This window comes from Massilia hydrophila, assembly GCF_020208145.1.
Taxonomy (GTDB): domain Bacteria; phylum Pseudomonadota; class Gammaproteobacteria; order Burkholderiales; family Burkholderiaceae_D; genus Telluria; species Telluria hydrophila.
In genome coordinates this window covers 197,528-215,234 of the sequence record NZ_JAHYBX010000005.1, presented here as the reverse complement: position 1 = coordinate 215,234, position 17,707 = coordinate 197,528, and the positions used below count along the sequence as shown (strand labels likewise).

At 59.1% G+C, this 17,707-nt stretch carries 19 protein-coding genes; 18 read left to right on the top strand and 1 reads right to left on the bottom strand.

What is annotated here, in order from left to right:
• Positions 1-8 precede the first annotated feature (8 nt).
• From LE190_RS14410 to LE190_RS14335, 16 genes are all read left to right on the top strand, one after another.
• Entirely contained in the window at positions 9-1,712 is a 1,704-nt protein-coding gene (locus LE190_RS14410) for a GspE/PulE family protein (RefSeq protein WP_225239353.1), read from the top strand.
• On the top strand, positions 1,712-2,917 hold the full coding sequence (locus LE190_RS14405; RefSeq protein WP_225239352.1) for a type II secretion system F family protein: 1,206 nt from the start codon (positions 1,712-1,714) through the stop codon (positions 2,915-2,917). Before LE190_RS14410 ends, LE190_RS14405 begins: the two co-directional genes overlap by 1 nt.
• A 19-nt stretch (positions 2,918-2,936) precedes the next feature.
• The gene (locus LE190_RS14400) at positions 2,937-4,481 is read left to right on the top strand and encodes a hypothetical protein (RefSeq protein ID WP_225239351.1); all 1,545 of its coding nucleotides are present in this window, start codon (positions 2,937-2,939) and stop codon (positions 4,479-4,481) included.
• The gene (locus LE190_RS14395) at positions 4,478-5,170 is read left to right on the top strand and encodes a hypothetical protein (RefSeq protein WP_225239350.1); all 693 of its coding nucleotides are present in this window, start codon (positions 4,478-4,480) and stop codon (positions 5,168-5,170) included. Before LE190_RS14400 ends, LE190_RS14395 begins: the two co-directional genes overlap by 4 nt.
• 4 nt (positions 5,171-5,174) lie before the next feature.
• On the top strand, positions 5,175-5,600 hold the full coding sequence (locus tag LE190_RS14390; RefSeq protein WP_225239349.1) for a hypothetical protein: 426 nt from the start codon (positions 5,175-5,177) through the stop codon (positions 5,598-5,600).
• Between the two features lie 13 nt (positions 5,601-5,613).
• Positions 5,614-6,660, top strand: coding sequence for a hypothetical protein (locus tag LE190_RS14385; protein ID WP_225239348.1), 1,047 nt, complete (start codon positions 5,614-5,616; stop codon positions 6,658-6,660).
• Positions 6,661-6,670: 10 nt separating this feature from the next.
• Positions 6,671-7,423: a type II secretion system protein gene (locus LE190_RS14380; RefSeq protein ID WP_225239347.1), complete on the top strand. Its 753-nt coding sequence runs from the start codon at positions 6,671-6,673 to the stop codon at positions 7,421-7,423.
• Entirely contained in the window at positions 7,420-8,088 is a 669-nt protein-coding gene (locus LE190_RS14375; protein ID WP_225239346.1) for a response regulator, read from the top strand. The genes LE190_RS14380 and LE190_RS14375 overlap by 4 nt, the downstream gene beginning before the upstream one ends.
• Positions 8,081-9,193, top strand: a complete 1,113-nt coding sequence (locus tag LE190_RS14370) for a sensor histidine kinase (protein WP_369598432.1) — start codon at positions 8,081-8,083, stop codon at positions 9,191-9,193. The genes LE190_RS14375 and LE190_RS14370 overlap by 8 nt, the downstream gene beginning before the upstream one ends.
• A gap of 212 nt (positions 9,194-9,405) precedes the next feature.
• A complete protein-coding gene (locus LE190_RS14365) occupies positions 9,406-10,071 on the top strand; it encodes a type II secretion system protein (protein ID WP_225239344.1) in 666 nt (221 codons plus the stop codon).
• Between the two features lie 82 nt (positions 10,072-10,153).
• Positions 10,154-10,819: a hypothetical protein gene (locus LE190_RS14360; RefSeq protein ID WP_225239343.1), complete on the top strand. Its 666-nt coding sequence runs from the start codon at positions 10,154-10,156 to the stop codon at positions 10,817-10,819.
• A 137-nt stretch (positions 10,820-10,956) separates the two neighbouring features.
• A complete protein-coding gene (locus tag LE190_RS14355) occupies positions 10,957-11,574 on the top strand; it encodes a hypothetical protein (RefSeq protein ID WP_225239342.1) in 618 nt (205 codons plus the stop codon).
• A 15-nt stretch (positions 11,575-11,589) separates the two neighbouring features.
• Positions 11,590-12,321, top strand: coding sequence for a type II secretion system protein (locus LE190_RS14350; protein WP_225239341.1), 732 nt, complete (start codon positions 11,590-11,592; stop codon positions 12,319-12,321).
• A gap of 52 nt (positions 12,322-12,373) precedes the next feature.
• Entirely contained in the window at positions 12,374-13,057 is a 684-nt protein-coding gene (locus LE190_RS14345) for a hypothetical protein (protein WP_225239340.1), read from the top strand.
• A 187-nt stretch (positions 13,058-13,244) separates the two neighbouring features.
• The gene (locus tag LE190_RS14340) at positions 13,245-13,898 is read left to right on the top strand and encodes a prepilin-type N-terminal cleavage/methylation domain-containing protein (RefSeq protein WP_225239339.1); all 654 of its coding nucleotides are present in this window, start codon (positions 13,245-13,247) and stop codon (positions 13,896-13,898) included.
• Between the two features lie 131 nt (positions 13,899-14,029).
• Positions 14,030-14,716: a type II secretion system GspH family protein gene (locus tag LE190_RS14335; protein WP_225239338.1), complete on the top strand. Its 687-nt coding sequence runs from the start codon at positions 14,030-14,032 to the stop codon at positions 14,714-14,716.
• A 471-nt stretch (positions 14,717-15,187) separates the two neighbouring features.
• Here LE190_RS14335 and LE190_RS14330 read toward each other — a convergent pair whose 3' ends face one another.
• On the bottom strand, positions 15,188-15,844 hold the full coding sequence (locus LE190_RS14330) for a hypothetical protein (protein WP_225239337.1): 657 nt from the start codon (positions 15,842-15,844) through the stop codon (positions 15,188-15,190).
• Between the two features lie 335 nt (positions 15,845-16,179).
• Between LE190_RS14330 and LE190_RS14325 the strand changes: the two genes are divergently transcribed.
• Together LE190_RS14325 and LE190_RS14320 are read left to right on the top strand one after the other, a co-directional pair.
• Positions 16,180-16,839 (top strand): hypothetical protein, encoded by a 660-nt coding sequence (locus LE190_RS14325; RefSeq protein WP_225239336.1) that lies wholly within the window; start codon positions 16,180-16,182, stop codon positions 16,837-16,839.
• A gap of 34 nt (positions 16,840-16,873) precedes the next feature.
• On the top strand, positions 16,874-17,638 hold the full coding sequence (locus LE190_RS14320; protein WP_225239335.1) for a type II secretion system protein: 765 nt from the start codon (positions 16,874-16,876) through the stop codon (positions 17,636-17,638).
• Positions 17,639-17,707 lie beyond the last annotated feature (69 nt).

The window sequence follows — 17,707 nt, the reverse complement described above, 5'->3', positions numbered from 1 at the left end:
GAGCCACCATGTCGGACAAGACCAAACTGCCGCTGGGCCAGACCCTGATCAAGAACGGCATGATCAGCGAGGACCAGCTGCGCATTGCCCTGACGGAACAGAAACGCAATCCGCAGCCGCTCGGCAAGCTGCTGGTCGAGCTCGGCTTCGTGACCGAGGCCACGGTGCGCGAGGCCCTCAGCGCCAACCTGAGCCAACAGAGCGCCGACCTGTCCAACATGGTGGTCGATGCCGGCGCGCTCAAGCTGATCCGCAAGGACGTCGCCAAGCGCTACCACATCTTCCCGCTCGTCTACGACCGGGGCCAGCGCGCGCTGACGCTGGCCATGGCCGATACCAGCAACATCATCGCCCTCGACCACATCCGCGCGATGCTGGGCAAGGACGGCAGCGTGGTCCCGGTGCTGGCCAGCCACTCGGACATCGCGCGCGCGATCGACCAGTACTACGGCTTCGAGATGTCGATCGACGGCATCCTGCACGAGATCGAGACCGGCGAGGTCGACTACCGGCAGATGCAGAACGTGTCGGACGAGTACAGCCAGCCGCTGGTGCGCCTGATGGATGCGATCCTGGCCGACGCGGTGCAGCAGAACGCCTCCGACATCCACTTCGAACCGGAGCAGTCCTTCCTGCGCATCCGCTACCGGATCGACGGCATCCTGCACCAGATCCGCAGCCTGCACAAAAGCTACTGGCCGGCGATGGCGGTGCGCCTGAAAATCATGAGCAACATGAACATCGCGGAAAACCGCGCGCCCCAGGATGGCCGCATCTCGATCCGCTTCTCGGGCCGCCAGATCGACTTCCGCGCCGCCGCCCAGCCCACCACCCACGGCGAGAACATCGTGCTGCGCGTGCTGGACCGGCAGAAGGGCATCGTCCCGATCGACGGCCTGGGCCTGGGCGAACAGGAGCTGGCCCTGCTCAAGCTGATGATCGCCCGCCCCGACGGCGTGATCCTGGTGACCGGCCCGACCGGCAGCGGCAAGACCACCACGCTGTATTCGATCCTGAACCACATCAACGACGAGAGCGTCAACATCATGACGCTCGAGGATCCGGTCGAGTACCCGATGGCGATGATCCGGCAGACCTCGGTCAACGAATCGGCCAAGCTCGGTTTTGCCAACGGCATCCGTTCGATGATGCGACAGGACCCGGACATCATCCTGGTGGGCGAGATCCGCGACGCCGAGACGGCCGAGATGGCGTTCTCGGCCGCCATGACCGGACACCAGGTGTACAGCACGCTGCACACCAATTCGGCGATCGGCGCGGTGGCGCGCCTGCTCGACATCGGCATCCTGCCCGACATCATGGCCGGCAACATCATCGGGATCATCGCCCAACGCCTGGTGCGCAAGCTGTGCCCGCACTGCAAGCGGCCGGTGATCGCCAGCGCCCTCGAGCGCCGCCTGCTCGGCCTGCCCGACAGCGCGCCGGCGGTCACGCTGTACCGCTCGCGCGGCTGCGAACACTGCAGCCACCGCGGCTACAAGGGACGCCTGGCCATCATCGAGCTGCTCAAGCTGAACGACGAGCTGGACGAGCTGATCGGCCGCCGGGCCACCGCGCGCGAACTGAAACGGGCGGCGCTCGCGGCCGGCTTCCAGTCGCTGCTGGCCGACGGCCTGCGCCGCGTGCGCGAAGGCGTCACCTCGATCGACGAGGTGGCGCGCGTGGTCGACATGACGGGCGGGGTGCACTGATGCCCCTGTTCGCCTACCAGTCGATGAACCCGGAGGGCAAGCTGGTGCGCGGCAGGCTGCGCGCGGCCAACCTGGCCGACCTCGAAGTGCGCCTGCGCCGCATCGAGCTCGACCTGGTCGACGGCTCGCCCCAGGAGCGCGGCAAGTTCAGCCTCGGCTTCGGCAAGGTCAAGCGCAAGGACCTGATCAACTTCTGCTTCCACCTGGAGCAGCTCACCAGCGCCGGCGTGCCGCTGCTGGAGGGACTGGGCGACCTGCGCGACGGCGCCACCAATCCCAGCTTCAAGGAAACGGTGGCCGACATCATCGAATCGATCGAGGGCGGCATGCAGCTCTCGGCCGCGCTGGAGCAGCATGACGACGTCTTCAACCAGACCTTCAGCAGCCTGATCCGGGCCGGCGAGCACAGCGGTACCCTGCCCCAGGTGTTCCGGCACCTGACCGAGACCCTGAAGTGGCAGGACGAGCTGGCCTCGCACACCAAGAAGATCGTCATGTACCCGGCCATGGTCGGCACCGTGGTGCTGGGGGTGATGGTGTTCCTGATGATGTACCTGGTGCCGCAGCTGACCGTATTCATCCAGAACATGGGGCAGGAACTGCCGCTGCACACGCGCCTGCTGATCTTCGTGTCGAAGATCTTCGTCAACTACTGGCCATTGCTGCTCGCGCTGCCCATCGGGACCCTGGTGGCCGCCATCGTCGCCATCCGGACCAGCCCGATGGCACGCTACCACTACGACCAGTACCTGCTGCGCGTATGGCTGATCGGGCCGATCCTGCACAAGATCATCCTGGCCCGCTTCACCACATTCTTCGCCATCATGTACGGTTCCGGCATCACGGTGCTCGAATGCCTGCGCCTGTCGGAGCAGATCGCCAACAACAGCTTCGTCGGGGCCGGGGTACACCGCGCGACCCAGCTGATCTCGGAAGGCAACAACATCACCGATGCCTTCGACCAGATCCGGATCTTCCCGCCGCTGGTGATCCGGATGCTGAAGGTCGGCGAATCGACCGGTGCCCTGGAAAGCGCCCTGCGCAACGCCGCCTATTTCTACGACCGGGAAGTCAAGGAGCAGATCGGCAAGCTGCAGACCATCATCGAGCCGGCCATGACCGTGGTCCTCGGCCTGCTGCTCGGCTGGATCATGCTGTCCGTGCTCGGCCCGATCTACGACACCATCAGCAAGATCAAGACCTGACCAACGCGAGGCCGCCACCGTGCCCAAGCACCTCCTTTACCTGAGCGACTGGGAAATGCATGCCTACCTGTATGACAAGGAAGGCCTGTCGCCCGTGCGTGATTTCTACGACAGCCCGGCGGGACGGGCGGAGTTCGGCCGCTATCTCGAGGAACACGCGGGCCTGCCGACCTACCTGCTGGTGGACCTGACCGAGGAGAACTTCCAGCAGGAGACCCTGCCCCACGTGATGCCGAAGGCGCGGCGCGCCATGATGGAACGCCGCCTGGGCCAGCTCTACCGCGACACGCCTTACCGTCGCGCCGAAGTCACCGGCCGCCAGGCCGACGGGCGCAAGGACGACTACATCCTGTTCAGTGCCCTGACCAATCCGGCCGCCACCTCCGGCTGGCTGCGCGTGCTGCAGGACAAGCGGGTGCCGCTGGCCGGCATGTATTCGCTGGCGCTGATGGGCAAGCTGCTGCGCAAGGGACTGCGCCTGCCCGCGACCCCGCTGCTCTTGATCACCCACCAGTCGAGCGGCATCCGCCAGAGCTACTTCGAGCACGGCCACCTGGTGTTCAGCCGCCTCGCGCCCTGGTACGACAACGGCCTGGAAGGCTTTGCCGACACCGTGTTGCACGACGTCGAGCAGACCCGCGAATACCTGGCCACCGCGCGCCTGCTGGCGCGCGAAGAGCGGCTGGACGTGGCCGTCGTCGCCGCCCGCGCCTGCCTGGCGCCGCTGCAGGGCAGGTGCAGGGAGACGGCGGCCTCGGATTACCACCTGATCGACATCGCCGACGCCGCCGCCCGGCTCGGCCTGGGTGGGTCGGTGCTGCCGGCCGTGTGCGACACCCTGTTCGTGGCCCTACTGGCATGCAAGCCGCCGGCCCGGCAGTACGAGACCTTCGAACAGAACCGCATCTACGACATGCTGCGCTGGCGCGTGGCGCTGCAGGCGCTGGCCGGCGGGACAGTCGCGGTCGGACTGGCCTGGGCTGGACTGAATGCCGACGCGAGCTGGGAGCATTACCGCCGGATCGAGGCGCTGAATGCCGAGACCGTACGCATCACCCTGGACTACAACGCTGTCCTGCGCAGCATGCCCAGGACCGAAGTGAGCGCGCGCGACATGAAGGCAGCAGTCGAGATCGGCAAAATGCTCAGGCAGAACATGACGCCGATGGAACCGGCCCTGGCCCATGTGAGCCAGGCACTGGCAGCCATTCCCGGCCTGACAATCGATCTGCTCCACTGGAAACTGCGAGCGCCATATGCCGCGGCGACGACCAACGCTTCCGGCCAGCAGCAAGTCCATGCGGCTACCCTTGGCGTGCCGCGCCAGCCGGACCAGGTCGTGACAATCGAAGGCAAAGTCCAACCATTCGCGGGCGACTACCGCTCCGCACTGGCGGATGTCGACCGCTTCGTCCGGATGCTCGAGCAGCATCCGCAGCACAACATTACGGTCACGCGGCGCCCGATCGACATCTCGCCAGCGGCCAGGCTGGAGGGGCAGGCCAGTGCAACACCCACCGATCAACCGGCGCCGTTTGCCATTGAACTCGTCTGGAAGCAATGACCATGGAGGCCAAACAAGCGTTCAAGAAGACCGAAGCATTGAAACCTGCCGCCAAGCTGCGTTCCCGCTCGTTCTTCCGCAACGATTTCCCGATTATCCAGGACGCGACGATCGTCGTGCTGCTCAGTCTCGCTCTCGGTGGCGGTGCGGTTTACGGCAGCCTTGAGCTGCGTTCGCGCTGGCAGCAGATGGAGGAGCTGCGCGAAACCGAGCGGCAGCAAGCACAGACCAGGCTCGACGTGGCCATCGCAGAGCGGCGTGAAATCCTGAGCTACCAGCCGCAGTTCGAACAGATGAAGCGCGATGGACTGATCGGCGAGGAAACCCGGCTCGACCTGATGGAAGGAATGCAGCAGACCCGTGACGAGCGAAAACTGCTGTCCCTGACCTATACCATCTCGCCGCAGCAGCCGCTCGTCATCGACCCTTCGGTCATGACAGGGTCGATGGAACTGCGTGGGAGCCAGCTGAACCTGAACATGCCGATGCTGCATGAGCGCGACCTGTTCAGCCTCATCGGCGGACTCAAAGGCAATGGCATCTTCGCGCCCGAATCCTGCAAGCTCACGCGGCGCCAGGCCTCGGAACCGCTCGATGCCCGCCTGCACGCCGACTGTTCGGTCTTCCTGCTCACTATCGGCCGGCGCACTGCCGCCAGCCCCATACCGGCGTCACCGACTGGGGGATAGACAAATGCGTTACCTGACTTTCATTGTCATGCTCCTGTGCAGCGCGCCGGCCACTGCCCAAAGCGTGCTGGATCGCCTGTTTCTAACACCGACCGAACGCATCGACCTGGAACGAATGCGGCACCAGGGCGGTATCCTGCGCCTCCAGGGTCCTGCTACTGGAACGCTCCAGCAGATCACGCTAGACGGCTACGTGCGCAACAGCCGCGGCAAGGCCACGGCCTGGTTCAATCAGGACAAGGCAGGCGCAGCACACTTGCCGGCACAACTACAAGGCAGGCAACACAGCCAGCGCGCGCCGGTGCACGTACCTGTTCTGCGTGACGGTCGCCACATCCTTCTCAAGGTCGGACAGACTTACGACGTGGACAGCAACACCGTGCGCGAAAGCGGCCAGCCTCCGGCCCTTTCAATCCCTGGCAAGCGTTGAGGTGGAGATGGGATTGTCCCGGCATTCGGTCACCAGCTACGATCGCGCTACCAGCGCCCGAGGCGGCGCGCTATTGGTCCTGCTCGCCCTGGTGTCGGTCGCGGCCTTGACGGCGCTGGTAGGGGTACTGCATGGCGCCATGCCCGTCACCGGGCGCAGCGAGGCGACGGCGCGTGCCATGGCCGAAGCCAAGCAGGCCCTGCTCGCCTGGGCGGCAAGCAATGACGCATTGCCCGGCCAGCTGCCGTGTCCGGAAGATCTTTCATTGCTCGGCAGCCCCGAGGAAGGAAAGGCCATGGATGCCTGCACCCTGCCAGCGATCGGCAGGCTGCCATGGCGCACCCTGGGCCTGCCCGACCTGCGCGACGCCAACCGTGACAAGCTGTGGTATGCGCTATCGCCCGGCTTTCGCAGCGCCCCCATCAACAGTGCGACGCCGGCCCAGCTGAGCATCGACGGCGTCGCGAACAGCGCGGTCGCCATCGTGCTGTCGCCTGGCGCGGCGCTGTCCCAGCAGGCGCGTACGCCGGGCGGCATGCCGGTCATCAGCGACTATCTGGAAGACCTGAACCGTGCAGGCGGCGGCGCCTTTGTCACCCGCGCCAGCCAGCCCTTCAACGACGTCCTGCTTCCGCTGACCAGCAGGGAGCTGATGCGCGCGGTCGAGGCACGGGTGAGCAGTGAAGTGGGAAGCCGCCTGCGTGCCTATTTCAACCAGAACTTCTTTTTCCCCTACGCTGCTCCGGCGGACGATGGCGCATGCAAGGATCGTCTTGCCAGCGGCTTCCTGCCCGCGAGTGCCGGAAGCTGTACCCATCCCCTTTTCCCGGCCAGCCTGCCCGCCCCGCTCGCCGCCCTGCCCGGCTGGTTCGCAGCCAGCAACTGGCACTTACATCTCGGCTACCAGGTCGCCGCCGGCTGCGTCCAGTCGACACCGGGCTCCATCGGCGCGGACGGGCTGGCGACCTGCGGCGGTGCCGCCCGGATGACCATCGGCAGCAACGCGTCTGTGAAGGCCAGCATCACGACCAGCAACCGCGCTCCCTACCTCCTGCAATGACGGACATACCATGAGAAAACAGCCTGGCTTTTCATTGATCGAACTGGCAGTGGTGCTCATCATTGTCACGCTGGTATTGGGTGGCCTGCTGCGTCCACTGTCCACCGAGATCGAGCGGTCCAATGTCGTCGAGACCGACAGGCAGCTCAAGCAGATCAAGGAGGCCCTGCTCGGCTACGTGGCGGCGAACCGCCGCCTTCCCTGCCCGGCAATTGAATCCTCGGCCGGGAAGGAAAGTTTTGCCACTGGCGGATCGGCAGCCAATGGCAACTGCAGCAGCTTTGCCGGTTTCTTGCCCGCAGGGACCCTGGGCATCACACCGGTCGATGCGGCCGGGTTTGCGCTGGATGGCTGGGGAACGACCAGTAACCGCATCAGGTACGCGGTCTATAGCGGAACGATCAACGGCGTCGCGAATCCTTTCACCAGGACCGACGGCGTCAGGAACGCGACCATGGCCAGCGTCGCGTCGGCAACGCGCCTGCTGGTGGTGTGTGCCGCGGTCGCCGCAAAAAGCTCGCCGACCTGCACTGGCGCCAGCCTGACCGACATGGCGCCCTTCCTTGTGTATTCCCTTGGGAGAAATGCGAGTTCCGATACAAGCGGCGCTAGCGCCAACGAAGGATCGAACTTGAATACCGACCACGTGTTCGTGGCAGCGTCCGTGAACCGGACTGCCGGCAAGGAGTTCGACGACCAGCTCAGCTGGGAATCGCCCCATACGGTATTCAGCCGCATGATCGCTGCCGGTGCCCTCCCATGAATGCCGTGATGCCAAGTGTAGCCAACGCTGATCAGGCCATGTGCGAGCGTGCTGCGGGCCGCTCGGCGTCCATCTTGCTGGTCGAAGACGACCCTGCCCTGGCGGGCATGCTGCGTAGCGTGCTCGAGCAGCATGGTTTGCATGTCATGCATGTCGACAATGGTGCAGATGCCCTGCGCGTCCTGCAGGCGACGCCAGCCGTCGAGGTGGTACTGCTCGACCTCGGGCTTCCCCCCTTTCCCTACCAGATCTCGGAAGGCATCAACACACTCAAGGCGATCCATGCCGAGATCCTGCCCGTCAAGGTGATCGTGCTGACCGGGCAGGACGAGGAACAGGCCGCATTGGAAGCCGTCCGGGAAGGCGCCTTCGACTTCCTGCCCAAGCCGGCGCCAGCACCGAAAATCCTCGATGCCATTACACGCTGCCTGCTGTTCCTGCGTAAGGAGCAACGGCTCGAGCAGCAGGGCGTCACCCGTATCGCGATCAATGCGCAACTGGGCGAGGGCCTGAAGAGCGTGCGCGACAGCGCCGAAGGACGAGTGGTACGGCAAGTGCTGCGCGAGACCGGCTTCAACGTCTATCGGAGCGCCAAGCGGCTGGGCGTCAAGCGCGAGAACGTCTACTACCTGATGAAGAAATACGGTATTGCGCGTGATGATTGAGCCGAGCTATCCCGCTTACCTGATCGTGGCCGGCACGACCATTGCAATGGTCTTGTGCTACCTGTGGCGCCGCGCGGTGGGCGTCAACCGTAGCAGCCTGGCCCTGATCCGCCTTAACGAGGAACTCGGCTTCGACACACCCGACTTCCTGCGCAAGGCCTGGCCTTTGCTCCGCAATGCCGGCCTGGCCGGGCTCAAGTGGCAGCTGGACTGGTTCGGCGTCCGCATCTCCGAACGCCATGGCAAGAGCGGGAAGCACGGCGTCACCCGCATCCTGACTGTCGGCGAGATGCGCCTGGATGTCAGCGTGTACAGCCGGCATAGCTGGGGCGAAGGGCGCTATTTCGATCAATGTGTGACGGAGACCTTTCTTCTCATGCTGCGTGCCGACATGTGGATCAAGGCTGGGGCAACGGACAAGGCCTTCAGCCAGATGGCGAAGCTGGCCTTGTTCCTCCAGCACGACATGAAGAACATCGCACAGTACATCCAGCTGATGGGAGACCAGCTGGAAAGCGTGCAGGCGGGACGCGAGCAGCACGTACTCGACTACCTCTGCTCGACGGTGCCGCTGATACGGCGCCGTGCCGATCGCGTCGTTGACCTGGTGACCCACTCGGCCAGGCGCGAAGCGGCAACTGAACGCAGCATCCGCGATGAAATCGTATCGCTGTGCCAGCTGCACCAACTGCAATGGTCGGTCGTGGGCGATGCCATGTTGCGTTCCTCCAGCGATGAACTCGTGACGGCGCTCGACAATATTTTGAAAAACTATCGCGACCATGCATCCAATTTATCCCTGCATTTTCAGATCGGCATAGACCAAGCCATCGCGACGGTGAAGATCTCTTCCTTCCAGCCATTAACTACCGTCAAGCTGGAACGTCTGTTTGAGCCATTCTGGAGTACGGATCCGAATGGACTCGGCATTGGGCTTTATCAATCGAAGCAGCTTCTTGAACGCATAGGTGGAAATCTAAGCGTCCAACGCGACTGCCACGAGAACTTGCAGTTTTTCCTGAGCATTCCCCTTTGCGAGGCCAGAAGTCACGCGCCACCGTGGAATTCTTTTGATCGAACTCAGGGCATTTCAAAAGTTAATTAATTTCTGCAATACACGAAATAACGATTACATCAAGGTAAAAAAATTAGACATCTTGCAGGTTCTTTTTCCAGTGGTAATCTTTTCGTACAACAACGAGTATTTCCTGTTTGCATTTGTCATGTGTTATCCAATAGTTTTCAGGTTGTAAATGTACGGCCAGCTTCGCGCCACTCAATGTCGTTCAATCGCCTCAATCTCTGGAAGGAAATGTCATGAAACAGGTAACGCAACAGCAGAAGGGTTTTACCCTGGTCGAAATCGCGATTGTGCTGGTAATCATTGGATTGCTGATCGGCGGCGTGCTCAAAGGCCAGGCCCTGATCGAAAACGGCACGGTGAAATCTCTCGCAAACGAGATGCGTAGCCTTTCCACGATGGTTAACGGGTATCGCGATTTGTACCGCGCAATTCCTGGTGACGATGCCAAAGCCGATCTCAACCAGAAAACCGCCTTGAAATCGACTACCAATCCAGGTAACGGTGCAATCGATTCGGGCAAGTGGATAGGTGACGCCACTGTCGTAGCGACGGATGAAACCACGCTGTTCTGGCAGCATGTTCGTTTGGCCGGCCTGGCAAGCGGGAGCGCCAGTTCTGGCACCGCCACCAATGCACTGGGCGGCAAGCTCGGCATTACATCGAACAATTTCCGTCCTAAAACCCCGGATGGCGTCAATGCCAGCTACTACGTCTGCTCGAGTGCGATTCCTGGAAAGACCGCACGTGCCCTGGATATCATGCTGGATGACGGTGTATCCGAGAAGGGCCAGCTCTTTGGATCCGAGGAAGGCACTACCGGAGCGGTAACCGCCGCTGATGCTGCGCTGCCAAAAGACTATGACGATGCCAAGAAGTACACCGTGTGCCTTGCACAGTAAGCGCGTCGACTGATCCCGCGGGAATGGCGGCGATGCTGTTCCCGCAGGCGATTTTCGCTGAGTCCCCAAAAAAGACACCCGCATGCAGCTCAACTACCTGCGCCAGAACGGCCTGACATTGATCGAACTGGTCTTTTCGCTGCTGTTCCTGGGCTTGATCGTTCTCGCTGCGCTGGAAGGCTATACCGTGCTTGACCGGGTAGATGCGAAAAAGCTGGTCAGTGAAATGGAAGAAGTGAAAACGATGTTCCACGCTTACCGCAGCACCTACAAAGCCATTCCCGGTGACGATGCACTTGCATCCGAGCATCTGACCGGCCCGATCGCGAATGGCAACGGCGATAACCGGATCATCAACAACGTCTCTGTCGGAAGCTGGGACGACAACCGTGCCGACCCAGGGAACGAAAGCGGCCTCTTCTGGAATCATGTACGGCTGGCGAAGCTCGCCGAAGGAAACCCCAGTGATTTGCGGGCCTTCAATGCACTGGGCGGCATCCTTGGCGTGAGTGCCAGCCGAAGCAGGCTGCCCGCGCGTCCGGCAGAGGCGATCGGCCTGCATGCTGTCTGTTCCTCCGGCATTCCCGGCCGGACAGCGCGACTGATGGACCAGGAAGCGGACGACGGTGGCGCCACGCACGGCAGGGTATGGGCAGCTGACGAAACGAGTGGACGCCCTGTCACGAGTGCGGATGCACCTAGCCAATACAAGGACACACTGTTCTATACGGTGTGCATGGCTTTTTGAAGAGCTTCCATCTGTGTGGGGTTTACCATGCGTCCTCGCTGGAGTGAAGACTGAGGTATTGGAGTTTCCCGATGACAAGCTCAGGTCCCAAACAAGCGGGTATTGCGCTACTGCAAGTTGTCGCATGTATGTCTCTGATGCTGCTGATCATTGGCGGCGTGTTAAAGGCACGAAGCTTGAGGGACCTTGCCCAGGCCGGAGTGCTGGCCCGGGAAATGCGGGATGTACGGGAGATGGTGCGGACATACCAGGAGCGATACAAGGCAACCCCTGGCGATGACCCGGCAGCATCCCTCCACTTCAGAGCTGACGTGACCAATGGCGATGGCGACGGGTGGATTACCAATCTGATAGTTTGGCCAACCAACTGGTTAACTCCCAGCAGGAGCTCTGACGAGTCAATCCTTTTCTGGAACCATGTTCGCTTGGCCGGCCTCGCAGAAGGCAACCCAAATCGGGGGGAAGCACTCAACGCCATGAATGGTCAGCTTCGTGTCGTGTCGTTCACCAGCGCGAACATTCCGAGAAAACCTGCAGGTTCACGCGCAATTCGCCACGTTGTTTGCTCAGGAAAAATTCCCGGCAAAATTGCCAAAATAATGGACCAGGAAATGGACGACGGCAACGCAACGCAAGGCATCGTATGGGCCTCGGCTGAAGCGAATGGAGAAGAGATCTACGCAAATGTTTTTTCTCCTGTATTCGCTACGCCTTACACTTCACATGCGAGCTTCACAGTCTGCATGGGATTCTGAGTTGTCGAAGACGATATGACAGGAAACCTCAAATATGGAACTTCTTCGCTTTGCGGGGGAACCAGCTCAGCTACGCGCTTGAAAAATAAGTCGCGCGTTTATGGCATGACCACCTTTGAGTTCGCCATGGTGATTCTGATCATTTCCTTGACATTCGGCTCCATACAGTTTGCTCAGACGCTAAGGGAAAAAGCATTGGCGCAGAAACTGGCGAGCGAAATGCAACACCTGGTCGACGCTGTTTATATGTATCGTGAAAAATACAAGGCCGTCCCGGGGGACGATAAGGATGCAGATCTTCACCTGCCAGGCGGTATACCTTCAGCCTTCTCCGGGCTTTCAACAAACGGTGGCGGAAACGGATTGATACACGGTAGCTGGACGACCTATGGCGACATTGCCTGGGAATCGGACAAATTCTGGAATCATGTTCGCCTGGCGGGACTGGTACCTGGCAATCCATTTAGTAGTCCTCCGCTGAATGCCGTCGGGGGCATGATCGGAGTCAGTTCCGACCGCAGCGCCATGCCGGCCAGGCCCGCTGATATTCCTGGGCTATACAGCGTTTGTTCATCGACCATACCTGGACAGATTGCCCGAATGGTGGATCAGGAACTTGATGACGGCAATGCCAAAACGGGAACCGTCTGGGCAGGGATGGAGAAAGGCGCACCAATCAGGACGAACGTAGCGCCAACTCCCTATCTGGACAATGAAACGTTTACCGTCTGCATGGCATTCCAATAGATATTCCTTCAAATTCATCGCGAGCCGTCTCATGCATCGCGCGGGTGAGGACATGAATCAGGAAAGTATATTCCTCCAATATAGGTGCCACACGGCGCAGTCGGGATTCAGCCTGTTACAACTGACGATGGTGCTTCTCGCTTCATCCATATTGTTCGGATCACTGATATCCGTGCGCGAATTTTCCACCAAATTCACTGCACGCAAGCTGGTCGCCGAAATGTATGAGGTCAGGGATATGGTGCACCACTATTCGGAACGCTACGGCGCAATCCCGGGAGATGATGCAAACGCTTCCAATTACCTCCCAGGTGCGGAGAACGCCTTTCCCGGTTACGGTCCATATTTTTACCGCTCTGGAGACGGCCGTATTGAAGGGAATTGGATCGGTGATCGCGAACCGAGAATGTTTTGGCAACATGTACGTCTTGCTGGGCTGGCCAAAGGGGATCCGACCAAGCCCGACGCGTTTAACGCGGTGGGTGGGCGCATAGGCGTCACCTCGGACGCCAATCTCCCGACGCGTCCACCGGGTACGAGAGGACTCCACGCTGTTTGTACATCGAGGATCCAGGGAGCGATTGCAGCGGCGATGGATGGCCATATCGACGACGGAAACGCAAGCAAGGGGCAGGTATGGGCCGCGCCGGAAATAAACCTTCGGCATATTACCAAACCGACGCCTACCCAGCCGTATTCTCCCTTCCAGACGTTCACGGTCTGCATGGCGTTCTAGGTGCTATCGAAGGACGCCACAATATTACTTTTGAGCAAATTCAAACCCTATCGTTGATGCTGCTTCAGCTGTTCCTCGCTTTTAATATTTCCCTGCGTAAGTAACTTAGACATCTTGCGGCATTTCCATCCAATGATATCTTTCAGTACGTCAACATTAATTTCCACTCGTCATCTCAGGAGGTATCATGGAAGCTGGCAAGCACAAGGAGTCTGGGTTCACGTTGGTTGAAATCTCAATCGTCTTGGTCATTATCGGCTTGCTGCTTGGGGGCGTCCTGAAGGGGCAGTCGATGATCGAAAATGCAAAGGCGAAGGCGCTCGTCAATGAATTCAGGGCGGTCTGGACAATGACCAATTCGTACAAGGACATCTTCAAAGCGACCCCTGGCGACGATGCATTCGCGGTAGATCACCACCCGAACGCAACCGTGTCAACCAGTAAGCCAGGCGACGAGAAAATTGATGGAGGGTGGACCGGCGCCGACCTGCCAACCGCAGCCAACGAAGCCTCCTTGTTCTGGCAGCACGTCCGTCTCGCCGGCATGGCAACGGGCACTGCTAACTCCGGAAGAGCGCGCAATGTGGTGGGTGGCCCGTTGGGCATTACTTCAAACGGGGACCGCGTGAACTCTCCTGCCGGCGTCGTTGGACAGTACTTCATCTGCTCGGGCAATATCCCTGGCCGATTGGCGCGTGCCGTGGATATCGCTCTCGACGACCAGATCGCCACGACTGGCCAGGTCTTTGCGGCAAAAGAAACCGGTGTCGCAATCGAAAAGCCAACCGCAGCAGTAGCGTATGAAGACGGCGCCCTGTTTACCGTTTGTCTGGCGATCTAAATGATTGTATGGAGTTGGTGCGTATGCCAATGGCGATAACGCTTCCAAGTCGGATTTCCAGATATTAAATACAACGCCTGAAGCTTGGCATCAAGCGACTCTTCATTGATCGTCGGTTGAGAGGGATAAACATGCGTCGGAGGCAAAAACAGGGAGGGCTGAGCATCTTTGAATTTACGATCGTGCTCGCCTTGTTCGCCTTGCTCACGGGCTCGGTGATACAAGGTTATGGCATGATTCAAACAGGCACTGCGAAGAAACTTGCAAATGAACTGGTCAACGTTCAGGACATGCTCATCGCCTATCGTGAACGTTATTCAGCAATCCCGGGGGACGACACGAACGCTCATATACATTTGGACAAGAATGCATTGAGGGCATGCTGGAACCTTTGCGTCAATTCTCCCGCTGTGGGTGATGACGGCTTGATAATATCTTATTCTCAAGGTTGGACAGGATATTACGTCCACGAGTTGCAGGAGTCCTCACTCTTCTGGTACCACGTTCGCCTTGCCGGACTCGCGCCAGGTGATCCGATGGTTCCGTACGGGACCAACGCAGTGGGCGGACGCATCGGCATCACGTCTACCAAAGATATTCCGACCAGGCCAGCAGGCATTCCCGGACTGTACTCCGCATGTACCTCAGGACTCACCGGTGACCTTGCCGCGATGGTCGACTCTCAGTTAGACGACGGTAATGCCACGACGGGAAAAGTATGGGGAGCACTTCAGACCAATTATTTTGGGGTGATCACTCCAACCGAACCGACCCCCTACCAATCGGGCAAACGCTACACAATCTGCATGGCTTTCTGAAGTATTTCAGGCCGCAGTCGACTGTAACGAAAATTATCGTCATTCCACAGTGCGGTGATTAAGTTCAGCCTGTCAATGGGCGCCGTACAGCGCACGTTGAAACAATCATGCTGGGCGGCGCAGTGCCATGCACGATCCAATCCTGCGCCGGGCTGGTGTACACGCATTCGGCATCAGCACGTTTTCCTGTGATGCAGCTCTTTTCCCATTGTTGAGTATCCGGCGAGAGCGTACTCCTACCCTTCCCTGACTGAACGCGTGCCAATTCACATCGGTCACCATGTCGTGTTCGCCGTCTGTTTTGGCTTGAGTCCACGTGCATTACACGTTTGGAGTGCAGCGAAGCGGACACGTGCTCGAAGTCGACAATCGATTCTAGGCTCTTTCTGGCGCACTCCGGCAGCCAGCAGTAGGCTGCATGCCATATCATTGACGATGAGCTATTTTCCAGGCTCAAATCTCCGACCAGGATTAAAATGCCATGCAGACAGTATATCGCTTCCCATTTTCATATGGAGTGGGAGCTTTAGCTGAAGAAACAGATCCTCGCCCCTCTTCCTCCGCAGCCCACATCTTGCCGGCAGTGGCGTTGCCATCGTCGACTTCGGCATCCATCATCCTTGCCACGCTTCCGCCAATCCTGCTCGAGCAAACACTATAGTCTCCACGCACGCCCGCTGGCCTCGTCGGTATATTCGTGCCTGAGGTGACTCCTAATCGTCCCTGGACAGCGTTGTACTCTACCGAGGCAATGGGAGCCCCAACATCCAGCCTGGCTCTTCTGACATGTTGCCAGAAGAGCCCAGGTTCATGGGCGCTGTTATCCAGCTCATTGGTACTCCATTGCGAGAGTCCCTCGGCATCGATTAGGTTATCGCCCCCTTGAGCGCCAGCATTCCTTCCACCGACATGCTCCTTTGCCTGCACATCATCTCCAGGAATTGCTGCATACCTATCTCGGAATTGATACAACATCATCCCAACATCCTGCATCTCTGAAACCAGTGCCCTCGCCGTCCATTTCTCTACCAGCCGGTCCTGTCCGACGACAACGGCGCCAGTTAGTAACACAACAATGGCCAATGTGAGCATTGTGCTAAACAGGCTGATCCCAGATTGCTTATACATTACCAGCCTTTCTGTTCTTGGTTTTCATATTGGCTTGAAATTTTGTTATTGCACTAACATCATTTTTTTTGCAGAGCATTTAAGGAGACTCACTGGACCTCCTGCGATCATATCAATAGACAGTATCCTATATATCTCGCCGATAGTTGCTTTACATCAATTTTTTTACCCGTTTTCAATATAAGATCCCTTTCAGGGGCATGTACTTTGTAAGAAGAAAAAATCTGCTCGTGAATATTCTCGCAGGATGAGAAACGTACATGGGCCAACAAGTAAAGTAACCAGACAAACGCCACTCGATGTCCCGCGAAGAGAATTGAACGAGGCAGCGGACAATGAAGAATCAAACAGGCCTAACGCTATTCGAAATGGCATGCGCGCTCGCTACCATTTCTTTCGTGATAGGGACCATATTTTCAGTAAATCAGTTTTTAGATCGGTCCACGGCCAAAAGACTGCTCGGCGAAATGCAGGAAGTCAAACACGTGATGCATGCCTACCGCGACCGTTATCGTGCGGTTCCAGGCGATGATTGGCGCGCAAGCACGCACGTGCCTGGAACGAAATCGGCATCCAGCGAATTTGGGGACAACGGCCTCATCGATGGCGCGGACCAGTGGAGTTCGCACAGCACCAATTCGAACGATTCGACACTGGAGTCGGGACTCTTTTGGCAGCACGTACGCATGGCCGGTCTTGCCCGTGGTGAACCGTCCTATCTGGGAGCATTCAATGCCGTCCGCGGCCGTCTGGGCGTCACCTCCACTTCGCGTATCCCCACCCGACCGGGTGACGCTTCAGGACCATTTAATGTGTGCTCCTCGGCAATTCCCGGAAAGCTGGCACGGATGATGGACGAAGAGGCGGACGACGGTGACGCGACCAGCGGCATCATGTGGGCAGCTTCCGAAACTGCTTCAACGCCAATCACCGCACCTACATTGCCGACCCCTTATGAAAACAGCGCGCGCTACAGCGTCTGCATGGCCTTCTAGGCTCGATCAGGGCCGAACGAAAGGATCAACGCAGATGCTGCACAGGGCCCATGTGTTTTCTGATACTCCTCCGGGCCTGACTGCGACGCTTAACTTCGATCAAGCAGGGGTAAGCAATATGAAACGACAAGCTGGCATGACATTGTTTGAGACCATGATCGTCCTGGCGATCGTCGCGTTCCTGATGGGCGCGGTGATTTCGGCCAACCAGTTCGTCGAGAGGGCAACCGTGAAAGCATTGCTCGGAGAAATGGACGATGTCAAACACATGCTGTACGCTTATCGAGAACAGTTCGGCAGAGTCCCGGGCGACGACGGCACTGCCCAGAACAGATTCCCCAATACGGTTGGATCCGACTGGTACGTTGGCAGTGCCAACAATGCACTGATCGACGGAACGACATCGTCAGACTGGTGGGGCTATCACATGGACTTCCCGAATTCCGGACTGGTCCAGCACGAAGAAGCGCTGTTCTGGCATCATGTGCGCAGGGCCGGCCTGGCCACAGGGGATCCCAGGTATTTTGGCGCCTTTAATGCGGTGAAAGGCGTTTTGGGCATTAGTTCAACCAAGAACATGCCTACGCGTCCGCCTGGTATCTCGGCACAGTATAACGTCTGCTCGTCCACGATCCCTGGCAAGCTTGCGCGCATGATGGATGCAGAAGTCGATGACGGCGACGCCGAGTCGGGCATGATGTGGGCGGCAGCTGAAACGAATAACAGACCTGTCAAGACCGCGACCCAAGCGACTCCCTATGACAACGAGAAGCGATATACGGTCTGCACGGCTTTTTAAAATCCTGCCTTCCTGTTTGATACTCTCGTTTTTGTCGATCGTCCTGACCAAATAAAAAAGCGGCCGGAT